The 19,074-nt window shown below is 66.5% G+C and carries 18 protein-coding genes; 6 read left to right on the top strand and 12 right to left on the bottom strand.

All coding sequences use genetic code 11. The annotated features are described in order from the left end of the window. Positions 1–50 precede the first annotated feature (50 nt). Entirely contained in the window at positions 51–800 is a 750-nt protein-coding gene (locus AB3147_RS15565) for a pirin family protein (protein ID WP_175121242.1), read from the bottom strand. A gap of 20 nt (positions 801–820) precedes the next feature. Beyond that, the gene (locus AB3147_RS15560; protein ID WP_175121243.1) at positions 821–1,036 is read right to left on the bottom strand and encodes a rubredoxin; all 216 of its coding nucleotides are present in this window, start codon (positions 1,034–1,036) and stop codon (positions 821–823) included. A 137-nt stretch (positions 1,037–1,173) separates the two neighbouring features. Here AB3147_RS15560 and AB3147_RS15555 point away from each other — a divergent pair, with 137 nt between their 5' ends. Next, a complete protein-coding gene (locus AB3147_RS15555) occupies positions 1,174–1,845 on the top strand; it encodes a GntR family transcriptional regulator (protein ID WP_218344135.1) in 672 nt (223 codons plus the stop codon). A 55-nt stretch (positions 1,846–1,900) separates the two neighbouring features. On the opposite strand, the gene AB3147_RS15550 is transcribed toward AB3147_RS15555, so the two are convergent. Further along, positions 1,901–2,686 carry an SDR family NAD(P)-dependent oxidoreductase gene (locus AB3147_RS15550; protein ID WP_367352350.1) on the bottom strand — a complete coding sequence of 262 codons (786 nt, stop codon included), beginning with the start codon at positions 2,684–2,686 and terminating at the stop codon, positions 1,901–1,903. A 9-nt stretch (positions 2,687–2,695) separates the two neighbouring features. Further along, complete coding sequence (locus AB3147_RS15545; protein ID WP_367352349.1) at positions 2,696–3,682, bottom strand: Bug family tripartite tricarboxylate transporter substrate binding protein; 987 nt, start codon at positions 3,680–3,682, stop codon at positions 2,696–2,698. 143 nt (positions 3,683–3,825) lie between these two features. On the opposite strand from AB3147_RS15545, the gene AB3147_RS15540 reads away from it, so the two are divergent. Next, positions 3,826–4,950, top strand: coding sequence for a Bug family tripartite tricarboxylate transporter substrate binding protein (locus tag AB3147_RS15540; RefSeq protein ID WP_246282769.1), 1,125 nt, complete (start codon positions 3,826–3,828; stop codon positions 4,948–4,950). 2 nt (positions 4,951–4,952) lie between these two features. On the opposite strand, the gene AB3147_RS15535 is transcribed toward AB3147_RS15540, so the two are convergent. The 7 genes from AB3147_RS15535 to AB3147_RS15505 form a co-directional block, all read right to left on the bottom strand. After that, positions 4,953–6,173: an MFS transporter gene (locus AB3147_RS15535; protein WP_367352348.1), complete on the bottom strand. Its 1,221-nt coding sequence runs from the start codon at positions 6,171–6,173 to the stop codon at positions 4,953–4,955. 95 nt (positions 6,174–6,268) lie between these two features. Continuing rightward, positions 6,269–7,060 carry a type I methionyl aminopeptidase gene (map, locus tag AB3147_RS15530; RefSeq protein ID WP_056318211.1) on the bottom strand — a complete coding sequence of 264 codons (792 nt, stop codon included), beginning with the start codon at positions 7,058–7,060 and terminating at the stop codon, positions 6,269–6,271. Beyond that, positions 7,061–7,306, bottom strand: coding sequence for a ParD-like family protein (locus AB3147_RS15525; RefSeq protein WP_175121249.1), 246 nt, complete (start codon positions 7,304–7,306; stop codon positions 7,061–7,063). It abuts the gene before it with no gap. 73 nt (positions 7,307–7,379) lie between these two features. Beyond that, positions 7,380–8,063, bottom strand: a complete 684-nt coding sequence (locus tag AB3147_RS15520; protein ID WP_367352347.1) for a DUF2894 domain-containing protein — start codon at positions 8,061–8,063, stop codon at positions 7,380–7,382. Next, entirely contained in the window at positions 8,053–8,703 is a 651-nt protein-coding gene (locus tag AB3147_RS15515; protein ID WP_175183673.1) for an OmpA family protein, read from the bottom strand. The genes AB3147_RS15520 and AB3147_RS15515 overlap by 11 nt, the downstream gene beginning before the upstream one ends. Further along, positions 8,700–11,996, bottom strand: a complete 3,297-nt coding sequence (locus AB3147_RS15510; protein WP_367352346.1) for a DUF802 domain-containing protein — start codon at positions 11,994–11,996, stop codon at positions 8,700–8,702. The genes AB3147_RS15515 and AB3147_RS15510 overlap by 4 nt, the downstream gene beginning before the upstream one ends. A gap of 10 nt (positions 11,997–12,006) precedes the next feature. After that, a complete protein-coding gene (locus tag AB3147_RS15505; protein WP_367352345.1) occupies positions 12,007–12,945 on the bottom strand; it encodes a DUF3348 domain-containing protein in 939 nt (312 codons plus the stop codon). Positions 12,946–13,133: 188 nt separating this feature from the next. Here AB3147_RS15505 and AB3147_RS15500 point away from each other — a divergent pair, with 188 nt between their 5' ends. From AB3147_RS15500 to fhuE, 4 genes are all read left to right on the top strand, one after another. After that, positions 13,134–13,721, top strand: coding sequence for a M23 family metallopeptidase (locus AB3147_RS15500; RefSeq protein ID WP_367352344.1), 588 nt, complete (start codon positions 13,134–13,136; stop codon positions 13,719–13,721). A gap of 76 nt (positions 13,722–13,797) precedes the next feature. Continuing rightward, on the top strand, positions 13,798–15,027 hold the full coding sequence (locus AB3147_RS15495) for a helix-turn-helix domain-containing protein (RefSeq protein WP_367352343.1): 1,230 nt from the start codon (positions 13,798–13,800) through the stop codon (positions 15,025–15,027). 31 nt (positions 15,028–15,058) lie between these two features. Then, positions 15,059–15,703, top strand: coding sequence for a Vgb family protein (locus AB3147_RS15490; protein ID WP_367352342.1), 645 nt, complete (start codon positions 15,059–15,061; stop codon positions 15,701–15,703). A gap of 103 nt (positions 15,704–15,806) precedes the next feature. Continuing rightward, positions 15,807–18,002: a ferric-rhodotorulic acid/ferric-coprogen receptor FhuE gene (gene fhuE / locus AB3147_RS15485; RefSeq protein ID WP_367352341.1), complete on the top strand. Its 2,196-nt coding sequence runs from the start codon at positions 15,807–15,809 to the stop codon at positions 18,000–18,002. Between the two features lie 85 nt (positions 18,003–18,087). Here fhuE and AB3147_RS15480 read toward each other — a convergent pair whose 3' ends face one another. After that, positions 18,088–19,017, bottom strand: coding sequence for a LysR family transcriptional regulator (locus AB3147_RS15480; protein WP_367352340.1), 930 nt, complete (start codon positions 19,015–19,017; stop codon positions 18,088–18,090). Between the last annotated feature and the right edge of the window lie 57 nt (positions 19,018–19,074).

Below are 19,074 nucleotides of genomic sequence, written 5' to 3'. Positions count from 1 at the left end.
CGGCGTGTGAGTACAAGCGCCGCTTGCAACGCAGGTTGATCTGGACGGCGTTACTGGATGGTTTCAATAATGAGGAGATCGGCGCCTTCACCGTCCGTCTGAATCGTGATGGGGCGATCGCCCCAAACGCCTCGGCTATCGCGGCGCGCCAGCGTGATGTCATCGACACTGGCCTCTCCGTCCAGCATGAACACATAAACGCCATGACGATTTGATTTGGGCGTGTATTGCAGGTGCATTGCCTGGTCGGCCACCAACCTTGAAACCGATACGTCCTGGCTGATTCGCAAGGCGCCGTCGGCGTTGCCCACCAGTTGCGTAAGCTGGTTGCGGCGCGTGCTCGCATCGAAGTGGCTGCGCGTATAGGAGGGCGGCGTCAGCAGGCGGTCGGGCAAGAGCCACAGATACAGCACTTGCATATCGGTGCTGGCCAGATTCAATTCGGAATGCTTGCCGCCGGAGCCGGCAGAGAAGGCGTAGAAGTCATTCGGTCCAAGTTGATCGATGTTGCCTACCGTGTTCACGTGCGTCAACGTGCCCGCCAGAACGAACGCGCAAATGATGAAGTCATGGTGGCGGTGCATGTTGTAGCCGCTACCGGTGCCACTGAATACTTCTTCGCCAAAAACGCGGATCCGGCCGAATCCGGGAATGCCGCTTTGGTAAGCGCCAAAGTTGAAGCTGGAATGGCGGGTCACCATGCCTTCGGGGTGGCCGGCGATATAGCTGGACGCTTCGCCCGTCGACAGAAATTTTTCAAAGCCGCGGTCGTGCGCGCGCAGCACAAAGTCTTTGTTCATGATGAGTTCTCGGCAGGCGTTCAGACGAGGGCGTGCGCGGCGGCTTCGGCGCTGGCGTACGGAAGTTCGACCATTTCGAACCGGCTCTTTGGGGTGCCGCAGTCGGGGCAGACCCAATCGTGGGGAATGTCGGCCCATCGGGTTCCTGGCGCAATGCCGTGTTCGGGCAGCCCCAGGGCTTCGTCGTACAGAAAGCCACAGCCAAGGCAGACGTGGCGCTTCAAAGGTTCATCCATAGATGTCTCCATTGGGCCAATTCGCCTCGGCCCGGGGCGAGCGCATCAGGTAGCGCGTGACGCATTTATATAGCGCGTCACGCGCTACTGCAAGGGATTTGATATAGTGACGGTTCGATTTTTTCCAGGGGATCTCGATGGAAAGCGTCACCAATTTGCGGGAAATGGTGCTGGCGCAACTGCGCTCCCGCATCGTGTCGGGCGAAGCGGCGCCGGGCACCATTTATTCCGTGCCGGCAGTGGCGACCGAGATGGGGATGTCCACGACCCCGGTACGCGAGGCATTGCTGGAGCTGAGCCGCACGGGCCTGGTCGCGCCGCTGCGCAATCGGGGGTTCCGTGTGGAAGCGGCTACGCCCAAGGACCTGGAGAACCATTTTGACGTGCGCATCATGCTCGAATCGGGGGCGCTCGTCGCAGTTGCGCGGGCGGGTCTCACCGACGCGGCGCCGCTGATTGAGCTGGCCGATGCGGTTGCCGCCGCCGTCAAGGCAGGCAATGTCGCCGATTACATCGAAACGGACCGCCGGTTCCATGAAGCGTTGGTGTCGCGCGCGAACAATCCGCTGCTGACACGAATGATCATGGACCTGAGAGCCGACATGCGCCTGTATGGAATCAATTCGCCGGAGGGTCTGGAGCGGCAGCGCGCGTCCGTGTCGGAGCACTACGAAATGATCGAGTTGGCGCAAACGCGGCAGACCGAGGCAATTGCCGCGTTGATCACCCGGCATATCGAATCCTGGAAGCCGCTGCTGACGGCCGCGCTGCAGGACGTGTCGGCGGGGAGTGCGAGGGCCCGAGCCTGATCAGCGCCCGGCGCCCCGTGCACGGCGGTTGGCGGAATGCCTTCCCGCCGCCGCCTCACGTCGCATAGAGATTCGTCAACGATGCCTTGACGAAACCTCCATCCACCACGAGATCCTGTCCATTCACATACGACGACGCATCGCTGGCAAGAAACGCGACCGCGCCGCCAATGTCCGCCGGCCGCCCGATCCGCCGAGCAGGAATGCTTGCAATGCGCTTGTGCAGCACACCTTCATTTCGATAGTGCGGTTCGGACAGTGGCGTGCGTATCATGCCGGGGCTGATGGAATTCGCGCGTATGCCCAGCGGTCCCCACTCCACGGCCATCTGGCGCGTCAGTGCCTGCAGCGCCGCCTTGGTCGTGCCGTAAGCGCCGAGCCGGGTTGGCGTCTGGGCGGAGATCGATGACACATTGATGATGCTGCCGCCCTGTTGATCCCGCATCAACGGAAACACGGCCTGCGCGCACAGCAACGCGCCGCGCAGATTGATGCGGAAGATGCGGTCCCAAAGTTCAAGCGGCAGCGCCTCCAGTCCCACCGGCGCCGCGCTGACGGCGGCGTTGTTGACCAGTATGTCGCACCGCCCAAATCGGGTTCGCACCTGGTTGGCCATTTCTTCAACCGAGGCGGAATCGGAGACATCACAACGCACGTTCAGGCGGCCATCGACATCCGAGCCGGCAGGGCATGCGTTGACATCCACCTGGACGACGGCGGCGCCCATCGCATGCAGGTGCTCGCAAATGGCAAGACCGATTCCGCCGGTCGCGCCGGTTACCACCGCCACGCGGTCCTGCAAGGCATCGGAGGAAAAAGGAAGTTTGAAAGGCGTGTCCATGCGCGCTTCCTATTTGTTCTTCAGGTCGGCCACTTTCGCCAACCCTTGCCAGATGACGGCGTCGCGTTTGATGGATGCTGCGAATTCCTTTGCAGACATGTCCGCCGGCACGATCATGTTCTGGCCTTCGATTTTTTCCCGCACGTCCGGCGTGTGCTGCGCGCGATAGACCTCGGCGTTGAGCTTGTCGATGATCTCGGCCGGCGTGCCGGCGGGGGCGAAGACGCCGTACCAGCCGTCCGCCTCAAATCTGTAGCCTTGTTCCCCCAGCGTCGGGACGTCCATCGACGCGGGCCAGCGCCTTGATCCGGTCTGGCCCAGGGCGACCAGCTTGCCGCTGCGCATGTGGGGAATGGGCGAGGCGATGTCCATGAAGCCGACGCTGATGTTGTTGGCGATCAGGTCGGTGCTCTCGGTAACCAACTGCTTGTAGGGCACGTGCGGCATGTCCAGGCCGTAGTGCGCCTTGATGCCTTCCATGGCCAGGTTGCCGGACGAGCCGGTGCCCCACGAACCATAGGCGAGTTTGCCAGGATTGGCCTTGGCGTACGCGACCATGTCGGCCAGGTTCTTGAAGCCGGTGGTCGGATTGGCGACCAGCAGGATTCCGGCGGCCCCGACCTGGGCGATAGGGAGCAGGTCTTTTTCCGGATCGTACGGCAGCGAGGGAAGCACGACTGGATTGAGCAGGATGGCGGAGGAGGGGGCGAACAGCAGGGTGTAGCCGTCTGGCGCCGCCTTTGCCACCGTGTCGCACGCAATCATGCCGTTAGCGCCGGGCTTGGCTTCCACGACCACCGGCTGGTTCAGCGCCTTGGCAAGCGGCGCGGCGATCAGGCGCGCGAAGATGTCGCCGCCCGCGCCGGACGAGCCGGCGACGACAAGGCGGACGGGGCGCTCCGGCCACCCGCCTTGGGCGGCAAAAGCGTTCACACCCAGGCCCATCAGCATGCCGCCGAGCAGGATGGCGCGTCGTGTGGGTAAAGGATGGGTCATTGCAGCGTCTCCATAATTTTTGATTTATTGGAGCTTTCAAATTCTAGGTAGCCGTACCGGATTGGCTATAGCTGAAACCGCAGTTCAGAACTGCGCGAAACGAAGAAGTCGCGGCCACCGTTGTCGGCAACGGCGATGACGCAGTGCTGCGTTTTCTGCAGGAGAGTTCTTCGGGATGGTGGCTGAATCAACGGATGGGTGCTCTATACACTTTTTGTGGGTCAACATATGAAGAGCCAGCCATGCCTTTCACACTTCGCCGCCGGTCGCCGCTTCGCTTGCCATTTCTTCAGACGATTCGTCTGTCGATCCGCCCGCCATTTCGATTGCTGTTGGGTAGCGCGGTGCTGACGGCACTATGTTCGTTTTCCGCCACGGCGCAAACAGACTATCCGACGAAACCGGTGCGGCTCGTGGTGCCGTATCCGCCGGGCGCGGCTACCGACGCGATCTCGCGCGCGTTTGCCCAGCAGTTGGGAACGATCATGGGGCAGCCCGTGGTCGTCGAAAACCGGCCTGGCGCGGGTTCGGCGATCGGCATCACGGCGGTGAAAGGCCGGCCGGCCGACGGGTACACGCTGTTGGTCCATGCCGAAGGGTTCTACAGCGCGAAATTGACGACGCCGGGCGCGGGCTACGCGTTTTCGGATTTCGAGATTCTTGCGCCGTTAGGTCAGAGCAGTTACGCCTTCATCGTGCCAGCCGACAGGGGCTGGAATCGTCTCGAGGACCTGAAGGGGGCAAAGCGCGAATTGGATATCGGCATCGCCGACCTGGGCGTGGGCACTTATTCCACGCTGGCCGCGCGACTGGCATCAGGCCTTCAGACGCAGTACCGTCCCATTCCCTTCAAAGGCGGCGCGGAAGGCCTGACGGCGATCCTGGGCGGGCAGATCGACGGCTACTTCACCACGATTGGCACGACGCAGAACGTCAAGGACAATCCTCACGTCAAGGTGTTGGCGTATACCGGGCGGCCAGGAAGCACCTCGCATCTGCCCAGCGTGAAGACGTTCGCAGAACTCGGCGTGCCGGACATGGTATTTCACAGCAGCTACAGCGTGGCCGTGCGGACGGGCATTCCTGAACCGGTGAGAGACAGGCTGGCAGGATTCGTCAGGCAGGCGGTTGCGTCTGAAGAAATGAATAAGGCGCGCCGCGATCTGTACCTGGACGAATACAGCGGGAGTCTGGACGAGTACAAGCAAGAGCTTCTGGGCCTGGCTGCGGAATTCGAAGCCAGCGCGCGGGCCCGCAAGGCGGAATGATTTCAGGAGGCCACGGCTTCCGGTTGCTGGCGCAAGCGCAGTACCGGGGACGTAAACAGCACGGCGAACTGAATGAAAAACCCCAGGGTCGACACCCAAAGACACGCCTCCACCCCAAACCGCGCCGCCAGCGCCGCGCCGATCAACGCGCCGATGGGCCGCGCGCCGAAGTTGGCGGTCACGATGACGGACGACACGCGGCCCAGCAGGGCGTTGGGCGTCACCGATTGACGCAGCGTGGTGGTGGTGATGGTCCACAGGATCGGCCCGGCGCCGAACAGAAAGAACCCCACCGCCGCCCATGCCCCTGACGGATAGACCAGCGTCGACAAGAGGAAGAAGCTGGCCAGCAAGGCGGACAGCGGGCCCGCGCCAATCATCGCGCCGAACGGCAGGCGGCGGGCGAGCCACGGGGCGGCCAGTGCGCCGGCCAGCATGCCCGCGCCGTAGACCCCCAGCGTAATCCCCACGCCCGCAGCGGACAGGCCGAGGCGGTCGACGGCGTAGGCGACGTAGATCGCCAGCAGGACAAACCAGGCGGTATTGAAAAAGAGGGCGGTCAGGAGGACCGGACGCAGCAGGGGATGGGTGGCGACGAAGGCCGCCCCTTCGCGCAATTCGGTGAGCGGATGACGGCGTTGTGTCGTCTTCGGCGCGTCCTGCGGCAGGCCTGCCAGGAAGACGGCGGCCAGCAGCGACAGTGTGGTCGCGAGCACATAGGCGGTGGAGGCGCCCATCCACCCCACGAGCGCGCCGCCCGCCGCAGGGCCGGCCGAAAACGCGGCGCTGCGCGCCAGTTCCAGCCAGCGGTTGGCATTGGAGAGTTCACCAGGCGGAACCAGCTTGGGCACCAACGCAGGCGCCGCCACGTTGTAGGCGACGGTGCCCACTGCCCCGGCGAAGCCCAGCGCGGCGAGCCATTGCAGGCTGAGGCCGCCGGACCACAACAGCGCCAGCAGTACGATCAGGCTTGCCGCGCGCACGGTCTCGGCGGCGGTCATCAGCGAGCGGCGCGACATCCGGTCGGCCAGCACGCCGGCGGGCAGGGACAGCAATAGGAACGGCAGCGTCTGCGCGGTTTGCAGGTAGCCGGTCTGCGCGGCGGTGGCGCCCAAGGCCAGCACGGCATACAGCGGCGCGGCGGCGAGCGCGATCTGCTCGGAGAACTGTGCGGCCAGGTTCGACGCCGCGAGGCGGCGGAAAGCGGAGGGCAGGGCGGGCATGGACGGGGCGGCGGGCGCCGCGGAAACGGCAAGGGCACGATGATGATCGTACCCTTGCGGCCCTGCACTCCGGTCCTTGCTCGAACGCGCCCCGATCAGGGAATCGGGGGGTAGTCGCCGAAGCCGTCAGGCCAGGTGGTCAGCACGTCGTAGCCGGTCTCGGTGACGACGACCATATGCTCCCATTGCGCGGATAGCGAGCGGTCCTTGGTGACGACCGTCCAGCCGTCGGGGAGTTGCTTGGTCTGCGGCTTGCCGGCGTTGATCATGGGCTCGATCGTGAACATCATCCCGGGCTGCAGCACCAGGCCTTCGCCGGGGCGGCCGTAGTGCAGCACCTGCGGGTCGTCGTGATAGATCTGGCCGATGCCGTGGCCGCAGTATTCGCGCACGATGCTGAAGTGCTCGCGATGCGCGACGGTCTGGATGGCGTGGCCGATGTCGCCCAGCGTGGCGCCGGGCTTGACGGCCATGATGCCGGCGCGCATGGCTTCGTACGTGGTGTTGACCAGGCGGCGCGCAAGCGGACTGGGCTGGCCGACGTAGTACATGCGGCTGGTGTCGCCAAACCAGCCGTCCTTGATGACGGCCACGTCGATGTTCAGGATGTCGCCGTTCTTGAGCACCTTGGCCGACGGGATGCCGTGGCAGATGACGTGGTTGACCGACGCGCAGATGGTCTTGGGAAAGCCGTGGTAGCCGACGTTGGCGGGCGTGGCTTTCAGCACGTTGACGATGTAGTCGTGACAGACGCGGTCGAGCTCATCGGTGGTGACGCCGGGACGGACGTGTTCGCCGATCATGTGCAGCACTTCGGCCGCCATGGCGCCCGCCTTGCGGGCCATTTCGATGTCGGCGGCCGATTTGATGGAAACCTTCTTGGCCATTTATGCGGCCTCCTGCTGTAAGGGTTGCGGCAACCCTTGCGAGAGGGAGGCGATGGTGAAGCCTTCTGCCTGGTCGATGCGGATCAGCAGTTGGCAGATGTCGGCGTGGCGCAGTTCGGGATAGAGCTCGGACAGCATGCCGATGCGCATCCAGTGTTCGGCCTGGGAATTGATCGAGCGGCTGAGAGCGCCGCTGGCGACGCGCAGGTTCTCATGCATCTGCTCGGAAATCTTGACGATACCCATAGTGGATGTTCCGTATATGTTTTGTATATGGAACGTATCGTACTGCGGCGGGAGGCCGCGTGCAAATCGGCCCTCAGGCTTCCTTGCTTTCCTTGCTTTCCTTGCGCGGCTTGGCGCGCGTGGACTTTTTGGCTGCGCCCGCGCGCGGCGCATCCTTCGGTGCGGGGGCGGCCGCGGCGGTCATCTGTTCCATCCACATCAGCGCGTCGGTGTACGACAGGAACTGCTGCAAGTAACCGGGCGACATTTCGCGCATCAGGGTCAGCGCGCGGTGCACGAGCTGGTTCGAGTTGAGCGGGCCGGCGTTCTTGTGGACCCGTTCCTGCGATTGGCGGACCTGGCGGTCGGCGCTGAAGCGGGACCAGAGCGCGCGGAATTCATCGAGCAGCGGCAGCTCGGGGTAGGCGGCGCGCAGGCCTAGCGGGTCGCGGATATCGTCGGAGCCAAGATAGGCGATCAACTCGGCCAGCGGTCCGCCCGACACGGCGTCTTGCGGCGTCTCTGCATCAGCCTCAGCGCCTGCATCCGCAGCCGCATCCTCCGCACCGATCAACTCCCCCTCATACGCCGCGATCAGACCCGCCAGCCGCTCGTCCAGCCGCTGACGCACCGCGCCGTCGTACGCGGCCGCGCGGCGGTCCAGCGCGTCGATCAGGTGAAAGCGCAGCGGGTTGACGCGATCCGCGCCGCTGGCGCGCCAGGCGTCCAGCACCGCACGTGCATTCAGGCTCTCAGCGCGGCTGCCGTCACTGCTCACCGGGCTTACCCGCTTCGTTGGACGGCTTGGGGATGGGCGTGATTTCCACGCGGCGGTTCTTGGCGCGGCCTTCCTCGTCGGCGTTCGACGCCACGGGTTGCTCGGCGCCAAATGCCGCGGCAAACACCGTTGACGACGGCACGCCTTCGTCGATCAGGGCGCGCGTCACCGTGAGCGCGCGCTGGGCGGAAAGGTCCCAGTTGTCCGCGAAGCGGCGGTTGCCTTCGCGCACCTGCTGGTCGTCGGTAAAGCCGCTGACCATCAGGATTTCGTTGTGGGTCTTCAGGTAGGCGGACAGCGGCTCGATCAGGGTTTTCAGGATCTCGCGGCCCTCGGGCTGGAGCTGGTCGGAGTTCAGCGCGAACAGCACGCTGCCGCTGATGCCGATGCGGCCGTTGATGAGCGTCACGCGGCCGGCGGCCAGGGGGCCCGCCAGCGCCTGCTCCAGGGTTTCGCGGCGATGGGTTTCTTCCTGGCGCTGCTTGACCTCTTCTTCCAGCTGCGTCGACAGCTGCAACTGCACCGCGACGACGCTGACCAGGATGAGGACGAAGGCGCCCAGCAGCACGGACATCAGGTCGCCGAAGACGGCCCAGGCGGGCGCCGTTGCCTCCACGCCGCCGTCGATATCCTCGCTCATGCCGTTTCCGCTCCGGCGGTGGCGCGCTGGGCGGCCAGCTGCTGCAGGTTCTCGATGATCTGCTTCTGCGACATCAGGCTCAGGTCGACGACCTCACGGGCCTGCGCCACGTAGTAGGAAAGCTGCTCGTCGCCGCGCGCGATGGACTTGTCCAGCGCGGCTTCGATGCGTTGCAGATGCGCCGTAAGCTTGTCGTTCGATTCGCCGAAGGCCTGCACTGCCGCGCCAAAGGATTCGCCCAGGCTGGCGACTTCGACGGCGCTGCTGGTGACCAGCGACGCCACGTCGGACAGCTTGCCGGTTTCGGATTCGACCTGCGCGGTGAACTGCGCGCCCACGCGTTCCAGCATGTCGGCCGACGAGGCGACCAGCCCGTCCACGGCGGTGCGCTGCTCGGCGGCGGTATGGTTGACGGCGTCCAGCAGCGTGCTCAGCGTTTCAAGCAGGCGGTTGCGCTCCTGCAGCATGTCGTTGTCGCGCACCATGCTGTCAGACAGCTTCTGGCGCAGTTCGCCGATGACCTCGGCGGCGGCGCGGGGCGCTTCAGAAGCCGCTTGAACCAGACGGCCGATCTCGGCGATGGTTTCGCTGGCGTGGGCCTGCGTCTGGGCAGTGATGTCCTGCGCGGTCAGGCTCAGCGTGTCGCAGATTTCCTGCTGCAAACCGGCAGCTTGCGCGCCGGCCTGCTGCCATTCGGTACGCAGCGCGTCGGCCATGGCCGCCAGCTTGCCGGTCCAGGCGGTAAGGCGTTCCTCGTCGTTGGCCGCCAGCGCCGTTTGCAGGGCAGTGTGCGATTGTTCCAGCGTCTGAAGCAGCTCGGCGGCTTGCGTGCCGAAGGCGGCGGACGCGGTTTCCAGCGCCTGGCGATTGTCGCGGGCGAGTTGTTGGCCGGTTTCTTCCTGGCGGGCCTGCGCATCGGTCCAGGCCTGCGTGACGCCGCCGGCTGCCGTTTCCAGGCGCGTCGACACGCTTTCCAGCAGGGCGGCCTGCTGCTGCGTCTGGGCAGTGATGTCGCGGGCGGTCTGAGCGAGCGCGTCGCTGATTTCGAGCTGGCGCAGGGCGGCCTGGGTGCCGGCCTGTTCCCATTCCTCGCCCAGCTTGGCGGCCATTGCCGTCAGCGAACCGGACCAGGCGGCCAGACGCTCCTCGTCGCGCGAGGCCAGCGCGGTTTGCAGGTCGGCGTGCGATTGATCCAGCGTGCGCAGCAACGCGTCGGCATGCTGGCCAAAGGTGGCCGCGGCGGTTTCCAGCGCGCGCTGGTTGTCGGCGGCCAGTTGCTTGCCCAGGTCTTCCTGCCGCGTTTGCGCGTCGCGCCAGGCTTGCGTGACGCTGCCTGCCGCGGTTTCCAGGCGAGAGGACACGTCCTGCAGCAAGCGGGCCTGCGCCTCGGTCTGGCCGGTGATGCCGCGCGCGGTCTCGGCCAGTGCGTCGTTGATTTCCTGCTGACGGGCCACGGTGTTCGCGCCGGCCTGTTCCCATTGCTGGCCCAGCTTGGCGGTCATGGCGCCCAGCGTACTGCTCCAGACGGCAAGGCGGTCTTCGTCGCGGGCGGCCAAGGCGGCCTGAAGTTCGGTGTGCGATTGGTCCAGCGTGCGCAGCAGCGAGGCGGCGTGCTGTTCGAAGGCCGCCGTGGCGGCTTCGAGCGCCGCCTGGTTGCCCGCGGCCAGCTTGCCGCTGGATTCTTCCTGGCGGGCGAGGGCGCGGGTCCATTGGTCCGACACGCCGATGGCGGCGGCCTCTATGCGCGCCGACACGCCTTCCATCAGCGCAGCTTGCGCCGCGGCCTGTTCGGCCACGTCGCGCACGGTCTGCGCCAAGGTGTCGTTGATTTCCTGTTGGCGGGCGGCGGCTTGCGCGCCAGACTGCTCCCATTCCTGGCGCAGCGTGGCGCCCATCGCGCCCAGCGTTTCGGTCCAGGCGGCCAGGCGCTGCTGATCGCGCGAGGCCAGATCCGTTTGCAGCGCGGCGTGCGAGGCGTTCAGGGTGCGCAGCAGCGATGCGGAATGCTGCTCGAAGCTGGCTGCCGCGGCGGTGAGCGCCTGCAGGTTGTCGCCCGCCAGCTTTTCGCCGGCTTGCTGCTGGCGCGACAGCGCGTCGGTCCAGGCTTGCGACATGTTGCCGGACGACGCTTCCAGGCGCGCCGACACGCTGTCCAGCAGGTTGGCCGAGCGTTGCTCGAAGGTCTGGGCGAAGCGGTCGAGCGAGGCGCGCAGGTCTTCGGCCATGGCCTCGCTGGCGCGCTGCTGGCCGGCCACAGCCTGGCTCCAGATGCCGGCAACGTCGGTCGTCGCGGCTTGCAGGCCGGCGGTCAGGCCTTCCAGTTGCTGGCGCACGGCCTGCGAGACAGTGTCCTGCAGCGTGGCGGTTTCGCGCGACAGGCTGTCCATGGTGGCTTGCACGACGGGCTGCAGCGCTTCGCCGGCGGAGCGCGCGCTTTGCGCCACGCTGTCCTTCATGGACTGTTCCATCACGGATGCGAGGCGGGCGTAGGCGGCTTCGGCCTTGCCCTGGAAGGCGGTCTGACTGGCGATCTGGCGTTCGTTCAGCGCCTGATTCTGCTGTTCCATGCTCTTCATCATGGATTCCAGCTGGCCGACGATGGCGGGCATCGCGTCGGCCTGACGTTGCATCACTTCAGCCTGGCGCTGGAGCAGCTTGAAGGATTCTTCGCGCTGGTAGCTTTGCGAATACACGCGCAACGTGGTCGCGGCCTGGGTGTCCAGCAGTTGCGCGGCGTGGACGCGGTCGCGGCGGCACAGTGCGGCCAGGAGGCCCAGCATGGCGGACGCGGCGACGCCAGCGATCGAGGTGCCGAACGCAAAGCCCAGGCCCTTGACGGGTGCGGCCAGCGACGCGCGGATCGCGGCCAGATCGGTGGAGCTTTCAAGCGCAAGGCCAGTGCCGCGCAGCGTGACGACCATGCCGAGGAAGGTGCCCAGCATGCCCAGCAGCACCAGCAGGCCGACGAGGTAGGGCGCCAGCGTCGGGCCGGGCAGGCCCACGCGCTCGCCTTCGATACGCAGGCGCGCCGCGTTGCGCAGGCCGGCCGGCACCTTGTCCAGCCAGGCGCCCAGGCTGCCGGGCGCTTCCTTGATGTCCGTCACGGCGCGTGACAGGGCAGTCGTTGCCTGCTGGTAGCGCAGCAGCTCGAGCGCGCCGGCCAGGTAACAGACGCCGATCAGCAGCGTCACGGCCAGCGCCAGCGGGTTCGTTCCCGCGTAACCAGCGCCGATCCAGCCCACAACGGCCAGTCCGGCCAGGAAAACCACGATATTGATCAGAGTCTTGGACATAGTGTCCTAATTAGCTGGTGCGAAGGGCGGCAAGCAACCCTTCGACCGGTTGTAAACGAACATCCAATTCGGCCAGCAGCACGGCGCGCATGTCGGCGCGGAACGTGTCCAGCCAGGCGCCCGCGGTAATTGCCGGGACGGGCGCCGCCGCGTTGGCTGGCGCGGCGTCAAGGGCTGCGACCGCTGCATCGCCGTCAGCCCTTGCATTGCCGTCGGCCCTTGCATTGCCGTCGGCCCTTGCATTGCCGTCGGCCCTTGCATTGCCGTCCGCCTCCGCCGCGATATCAGCCGGCGCGTCGGCGTCAGCCACGTCCTGCGCCTCGGCAGCAGCCTGGGCTTCTGCGGCAGCCAGCGCCGCTTCCTCGGCCTTGCGCAGCCGGTCAAAGTGCGTCTGCAGCAGCTTCGGAATCGCGCCGAGCAGGGCCCGCTCCTTGGGCAGCAGCGCGCGGTCCATGATCGCGTCCACCACGGCCAGGCGCGTCCATTCGCCATTGCGCGCCGCGACCATCCCGCGCAGACGGCTGCGCAGATTGCCAATGCTGGTCTCCATCGTGTGCTGCAACGAGAGATACCGCTGGCGAAAACTCGAGTAATCGAACTCGTCCTCGGCCAGGACGGCAGCCAGTTTCTTGGCTGGCGCCGGTACCGGGGCAATCCGCTTGGCGGCCGTGGCCGCCGTGTCACTGGCGATGGCGTCCGCCAGGGTGGTGCGCACGCGCACGCATTCGCGTTCTTCGGCGCTGCTGAACAGGCGGGCGCCGGGCGCAATGACCGGCGGGCTTGTATTCAAGGCCGCCGACAGGGCGATCGCGTCCGTCCAGCCAAGCCATTGGCTCAGATGGTCGGATAGCGACTGCCTGGACTGCTGGACATCCGCGTCCGTCAGGCGAGTCAGCAAGCGAATGAGCGTCGGGCCGCTTAAACCTGTGCGCTGGGGGGCTTGCAACATACCACCAGAGTCAAAAAGGGGGGAGTTTACACGCTGCGACGGGCCGAGAGGGCCTGTACAGGCGGTCCGGGCGGCCGTCCGGGTCACAAAACGGGGCCGCATCACGGACGCTGCGTCCAAGGCGCTGCAATACTGTGTCGCCGCCCAGCGAGCAGGAACCCTGGGCCCGCATGGCCGTCGAACGTTCCATGGATGCCCGCACCCCCTGGCGATTTGCCCGACGACTTCTCATGCTGGCCGCGTTGGCCGCCCTGGCGGTCTGGGCCTGGCCGCGTCTGCCGGAGGCGGCGCGCGCGCCCTGGCACATGGCGCGGCTGTCCTGGCAGGACGCGCCCGTGTCGCTGTCCGTGCCGGTGCAGGGCGTTGCGCCCCGGCGGCTGGCCGATACCTGGGGCGCGGCGCGGTCGGGCGGGCGCACGCATCAGGGCATCGATATTTTTGCCAAGCGCGGCACGCCGGTGGTGTCTGCGACCGAAGGCGTGGTCACGCGCATCGGCGAAAACACGCTGGGCGGGCAGGTCGTCTGGGTGATGGGACCGGGCCGGCAGATGCACTATTACGCGCACCTGGACGGCTACGCGGATATCCGTCGCGGCCAACTCGTTGCCCCGGGCGACGTGCTGGGCTTTGTGGGCAATACCGGCAACGCCAAAGGCACGCCGCCGCATCTGCATTACGGTATCTATGCAGGGGGCGGCGCGCTCAACCCGTATCCGCTGTTGACCGCTCCCCCCGCAACGCAAGGTTCATCTCTGCCCGTATCGTCCGCGCAATAGCCCTGCAACCAGCCCGCTGCGCGGTGTAGATTGGTGCCCAGGCCAGAACAACGGGGCAGGCAGTGCCGCACTTTCCATGGACTTTCTGATTGAAACGGCGGCGCGCGCGTTGGCCGCAGGCGACCCGCTGGGCGCGTTGAACCAGGTGGCGCTGCGCAGCGACGCGCCTGCGCTGGCCTTGCGCGGCATTGCCTTCGCGCAATTGGGTGATCTGCCCCGCGCCAGGACGCTGCTGCGTAGCGCCGCCCGTGGGTTTGGTCCGCGGCAAGCGGTGGCGCGGGCCCGCTGCGTGGTTGCCGAAGCCGAGATCGCGCTGGCTTCGCGAGATCTGGGCCACCCGGACAAGGCGCTGGATACGGCGCGCGCCACGCTGCAGGCGCACGGCGACGTGGTCAACGCGGCGCATGCCGGTCATCTGACGGCGCGCCGCCAGTTGCTGCTGGGGCGGCTGGAAGACGCGGAGCACACCCTCGCGCAGGTGGATGCCGGCTCACTGCCTTGGGCGTCGCGGGCCATCCAGGACCTGATCGTCGCGGGCATCGCACTACGCCGCCAGCAGGCGGCCGCCGCTCGCGCAGCGCTGGCGCGCGCGGAACAGTGCGCGGAGCGGGCCGGAATTGCGGCGCTGATGGCGGAAGTGGACCACGCGGTGCAGGCATTGGACGCGCCCGCCGCCCGGCGTATCGGACGCGACGGCGAGTGCACGTTGTCGCTGGACCAGGTCGAGGCCTTGCTGGCGTCCGGCACGCTGGTCGTGGATGCCTGCCGGTTCGCTGTGCGGGGTGGGCAAACGGCTGTCGCGCTGGCTGGCCGTCCCGTGCTGTTTGCGCTGGCGCGGGCGTTGGCGCAGGCCTGGCCCGAGGATGTGACGCGCGACGCGCTGATCGCCCAGGCGTTTCGCACGCGCTACTTTGACGAGACGCATCGTGCGCGCCTGCGCGTCGAGATGGGCCGCCTGCGCACCGCGATCCGCCCGTTGGCCGGTGTCCACGCCACTCGGCACGGCTATGCGCTTGCGCCTGCGGGCGCTTGCGACGTTACGGTGCTGGCGCAGGCCGGCGACGAAGCGGATCCGGAGCAGGGGGCGCTGTTGGCCTTTCTGGCTGACGGCGAGGGCTGGTCGAGTTCGGCGCTGGCGCTGGTGCTCGGATCGAGCCAGCGCACCGTGCAGCGCGCGCTTGAGGCCCTGGCCGAGGCCGGCAGGGTGCAGGCCTTCGGCCAGGGGCGCGCGCGGCGCTGGATGCTGCCGCCGGTGCCTGGATTCACGACAAGCTTGTTACTCCCGGCGATTCTGCCCGCCCAGTAGCATGGAAGCACCCCTACAAAAGGAAGCCACCATGAAACGATCACAAGCCGAAATCCTCCGTGAATATGGCCCGTTCCCGGGCGTCGAGGCCGTCCATGGGCTGACCTATGACGGCAAGCAGGTGTGGTTCGCCACGGGCGACAGCCTCGTTGCCCTGGACCCGGCCACCGGACAGACGTCGCGCTCGCTCGACATCACCGCGAATGCGGGCACGGCCTTCGACGGCACGCACCTCTATCAGATTGCCGATGGCCGGATCCAGAAGGTCGATCCGCAAAGCGGCAAGGTGCTGTCCGCCATCCCGGCGCCCGGCGGCGAGGGCGTGTCCGGCCTGGCCTGGGCGGAAGGCAGCCTGTGGGTCGGCGCCTATCGCGACCGCAAGATCCACCAGGTCGATCCCGAGACCGGCAAAGTGTTGCGCACCATCGACTCCAACCGCTACGTCACGGGCGTTACGTGGGTGGACGGCGAGCTCTGGCACGGCACGTGGGAAGCCGAAGAAAGCGAATTGCGGCGGCTTGAACCACGCACCGGCGAAGTGCTGGAGGCCGTCGAAATGCCCGCGGGCATTGGCGTATCGGGGCTGGAATCCGACGGTGGCGCCCGCTTCTATTGCGGCGGGGGCGAGAGCGGCAAGGTGCGCGCGGTGCAGCGGCCGGGCAAGACCCGGGATTGACGCAAAGCATGGGAAAAAACAACAGCAGATGGAGATGAGAAGGATTTGCATTTAAACTTCCTGCCGATTTGTCACCCTTTTGACCCACTCGGTAGGAAGCCCAATGCAAGCAGAAAGACGCGCCCGACGCGGCCACATCGTTCACCCACGTTTCACGCTGCGCCGCACGTCGGCGGCGGTTTTCCTGGCGTTAGCCTCGGGGGCCGTTGCCGCGCAGGACGCCAACGTGTCGACGCTGCCTTCGGTGCAAGTGGTGGGCGAGAACGCCAATCCGAACACCACCGAGGGGACGGGGTCCTACACGCCGCGCGCCACGGCGGCCAGCACCGGGTTGTCGCTGTCGCTGCGCGAGACGCCGCAGTCGGTCACCGTGATGACGCGCCAGCGCATGGATGACGAAGACATGCGGTCGCTGGCGGACGTCATGGGCAGCACGCCGGGCATTTCGGTGCAGAACTTCGATAGCGAACGCTACACGTTCAATTCGCGCGGCTTCAGCATCACCAATTACATGTACGACGGCGTGCCCACGGCATTCGACGTGGGCTACGCGGCGGGCGAGTCGTCCGTCGACCCCATCATCTATGACCGGGTGGAGGTCGTGCGCGGCGCCACGGGCCTGATGACGGGCGCGGGCAATCCGTCGGCCTCCATCAACCTGGTGCGCAAGCACGCCGACAGCCGTGAGTTCAAGGCGGACCTGAGCGCGGGCGTGGGCAACTGGGACACCTATCGCGTGACGGCCGACCTGTCCACGCCGCTCAATGCCGAAGGCACTGTGCGCGGCCGCATTGTGTCCGCCTACCAGGACAACCATTCGTTCCTGGACTACTACCAGAACAAGAAGAAGGTCTTCTACGGCGTGGTGGACGCTGACCTGACCTCGCGCACGACGCTCAGCGTGGGCTACAACTACCAGGACAACGAGCCGCAGGGCAGCAGTTGGGGCGGCTTTCCGCTCTGGTACGCCGACGGCGGCCGGACCGACTGGCGCCGGTCGCTGAATACCGGCGCGCGGTGGACCTCGTGGGGCAGCACGACGCAGGGCGCGTTTGCCAGCCTGGAGCATCGCTTCGACAACGATTGGCGCGTTCAGGCCGTGGGCTCGTATTCCAAGAACGAAATGGACGGCAAGCTGCTGTATCTGTACGGCTGGCCGGACCGCGGAACCGGCCTGGGCATGGGCGCGTCGCCCGCCTGGTATCTGGGCGACCGCAAACAGAATGCGCTGGACCTGAAGGCCAACGGTCCATTCACGCTGTTTGGCCGCCGCCACGAAGCCGTGGTCGGCGCCAGCTTCAACCGGCAGAAGGGCGATTTCAACTACCGGTCCGCCATCGATGCGGCCGAGGTCGGCAACTTCCTGAACTGGAACGGCTCGTATCCCGAACCGGACTGGAACGATTCCATCATCGCCAACCGCTACACCACCACCCAGACCGGCTGGTACGGCGCGTTGCGCCTGAACCTGGCCGATCCGCTCAAGCTCATCGTGGGCGGGCGCTACAGCACGTGGAAGACGAACTCGATCGGCTTTGGCGGAGAAGGCCGCACCGAGTTCGACAAGAACGCCTTCACGCCGTACGCCGGCCTGCTGTACGACATCAACGACACCTACACGGCATACGTCAGCTACACCGGCATCTTCAATCCGCAGACCTACCAGGACCGCAACGGCAACTGGTTGGATCCGCTGGAAGGCAAGTCGTACGAGGCCGGCATCAAGGGCGAATGGCTGGAGGGCCGTCTGAACGCCAGCGCCGCGATCTTCCAGATCGACCAGGACAACGTGGCGCAGGTCGACCCGGGCCAGATAGTGCCGGGCACGACCAACCAGGCCTACACGGCCGCGCAAGGCACGCGCAGCCGCGGCTTCGACCTGGAAATGTCGGGTGAAGTGACGCCGGGCTGGAACGTGGCGGCCGGATGGTCGCATTGGACGGCCAGCGACGGCGAGGGCAACGCGATCCAGACCGACCAGCCGCGCAGCCTGGTGCGCGTCTTCACGACGTATCAGTTGCCGGGCGACTGGAACCGCCTCACGATCGGCGGCGGCGTGAACTGGCAAAGCCATGTCTACACCATCGCCAGCGGCCCGAACGGCGACGAACGCGTCAGCCAGGGCAGCTACGCCATCACCAACCTGATGGCGCGCTACCGCTTCAACCGCAGCCTGTCGGCGCAGTTGAACGTGAACAACGTGTTCGACCGCAAGTACTACAGCCAGATCGGCTTCTACAGCCAGGGCGCGTGGGCCGCGGGACGCAGCGCGATGCTGACGATGCGCTACCAGTATTGATCGCGGGCGTTATGCGGGTCGGCCTTGCTCGGCCCGGCCTAACGCGGCCCGGCCTTACCCGGGCCCGGCATTGCCCGGCCCGGTCTCAAGCCGGCCCGACCGGTCCGGAGGCTGCCCGTGCGGCCTCCGCGATGCTGGCGATGAACGCCTTGGCGGCCTCGGGCATGATGCGTCCGGCCAGCGTCTGCACCTCGAAGTGACGTTCGTTCATTTCGCGGTCGCGTAGCGGCACGGCGACGATCTTTCCCCATTGCAGGCGGTTGCGGATGGCCAGTTCACCACAGAAGGCCACGCCGCCGCCCGCGCTGGCAAAGCCGACCAGCGCGTCGATGCTGCGGCTGGTGAACGCCGCCTCGCAATGCAGTTGCTGGCGGCTGCAACTGATGTCGATCAGCTGGCGCAACGTGGAATCGGGGCTGGGCAGGGCGAGGGGATAGGCGATCAGCTGCGCCAGCGCCATCTCGCGCCGGTCGGCCAGCGGATGGTCTGCCGCCAGGATCGCGCGCACCGGCGCCGGCACGCGCGCTTCCACGCGGATGTCGCGCTGCGACGTGAGGCTGAGGGTGATGCCGATATCCGCCGAGCCGTCCCGGATGCGCTGGGGGATCTCCTGCTGCGAGCAGACGTCCAGCGAAAACCGGATGCCCGCGTAGTGCTGCCGGAAAGCCGCGATGGCCGCCGGCACGAACTCCGACGCATAGCCCTCGGTGCTGACGATGCGCACATGGCCCTGCCGCAGGCCGCGTAGCGCCAGGATGTCGCCCGCTACCCGTTCCACGTCCTGCTGCATGCGCTTGGCGTGCGCGGCCAGGAGTTCGCCGGCGGCGTTGGGGACCATGCCGCGCGCGCGGCGCTCGAACAGCAAGGTGCCAAGTTCCCGTTCGATGCGGGCAATCTGGCGGCTGACGGCCGAGGGGGCCACATTTAGCCGCCCGGCGGCTTCACTGACCGAGCCGGTGCGCACGACTTCCAGGAAATAGCGCAGGGAAATCTCCTGCAGGACGCGGGGGTTCATGGTCGGCTCCAAGGTTTGCGGAAAACGCAAAGAAGAATTCTAACCATTGATATTGCT

The organism is Achromobacter animicus (assembly GCF_040775605.1).
Classification (GTDB): domain Bacteria; phylum Pseudomonadota; class Gammaproteobacteria; order Burkholderiales; family Burkholderiaceae_B; genus Achromobacter; species Achromobacter animicus.
The sequence above is the reverse complement of the archived record's forward strand: the minus strand, read 5'-3'. Positions and strand labels throughout refer to the sequence as shown.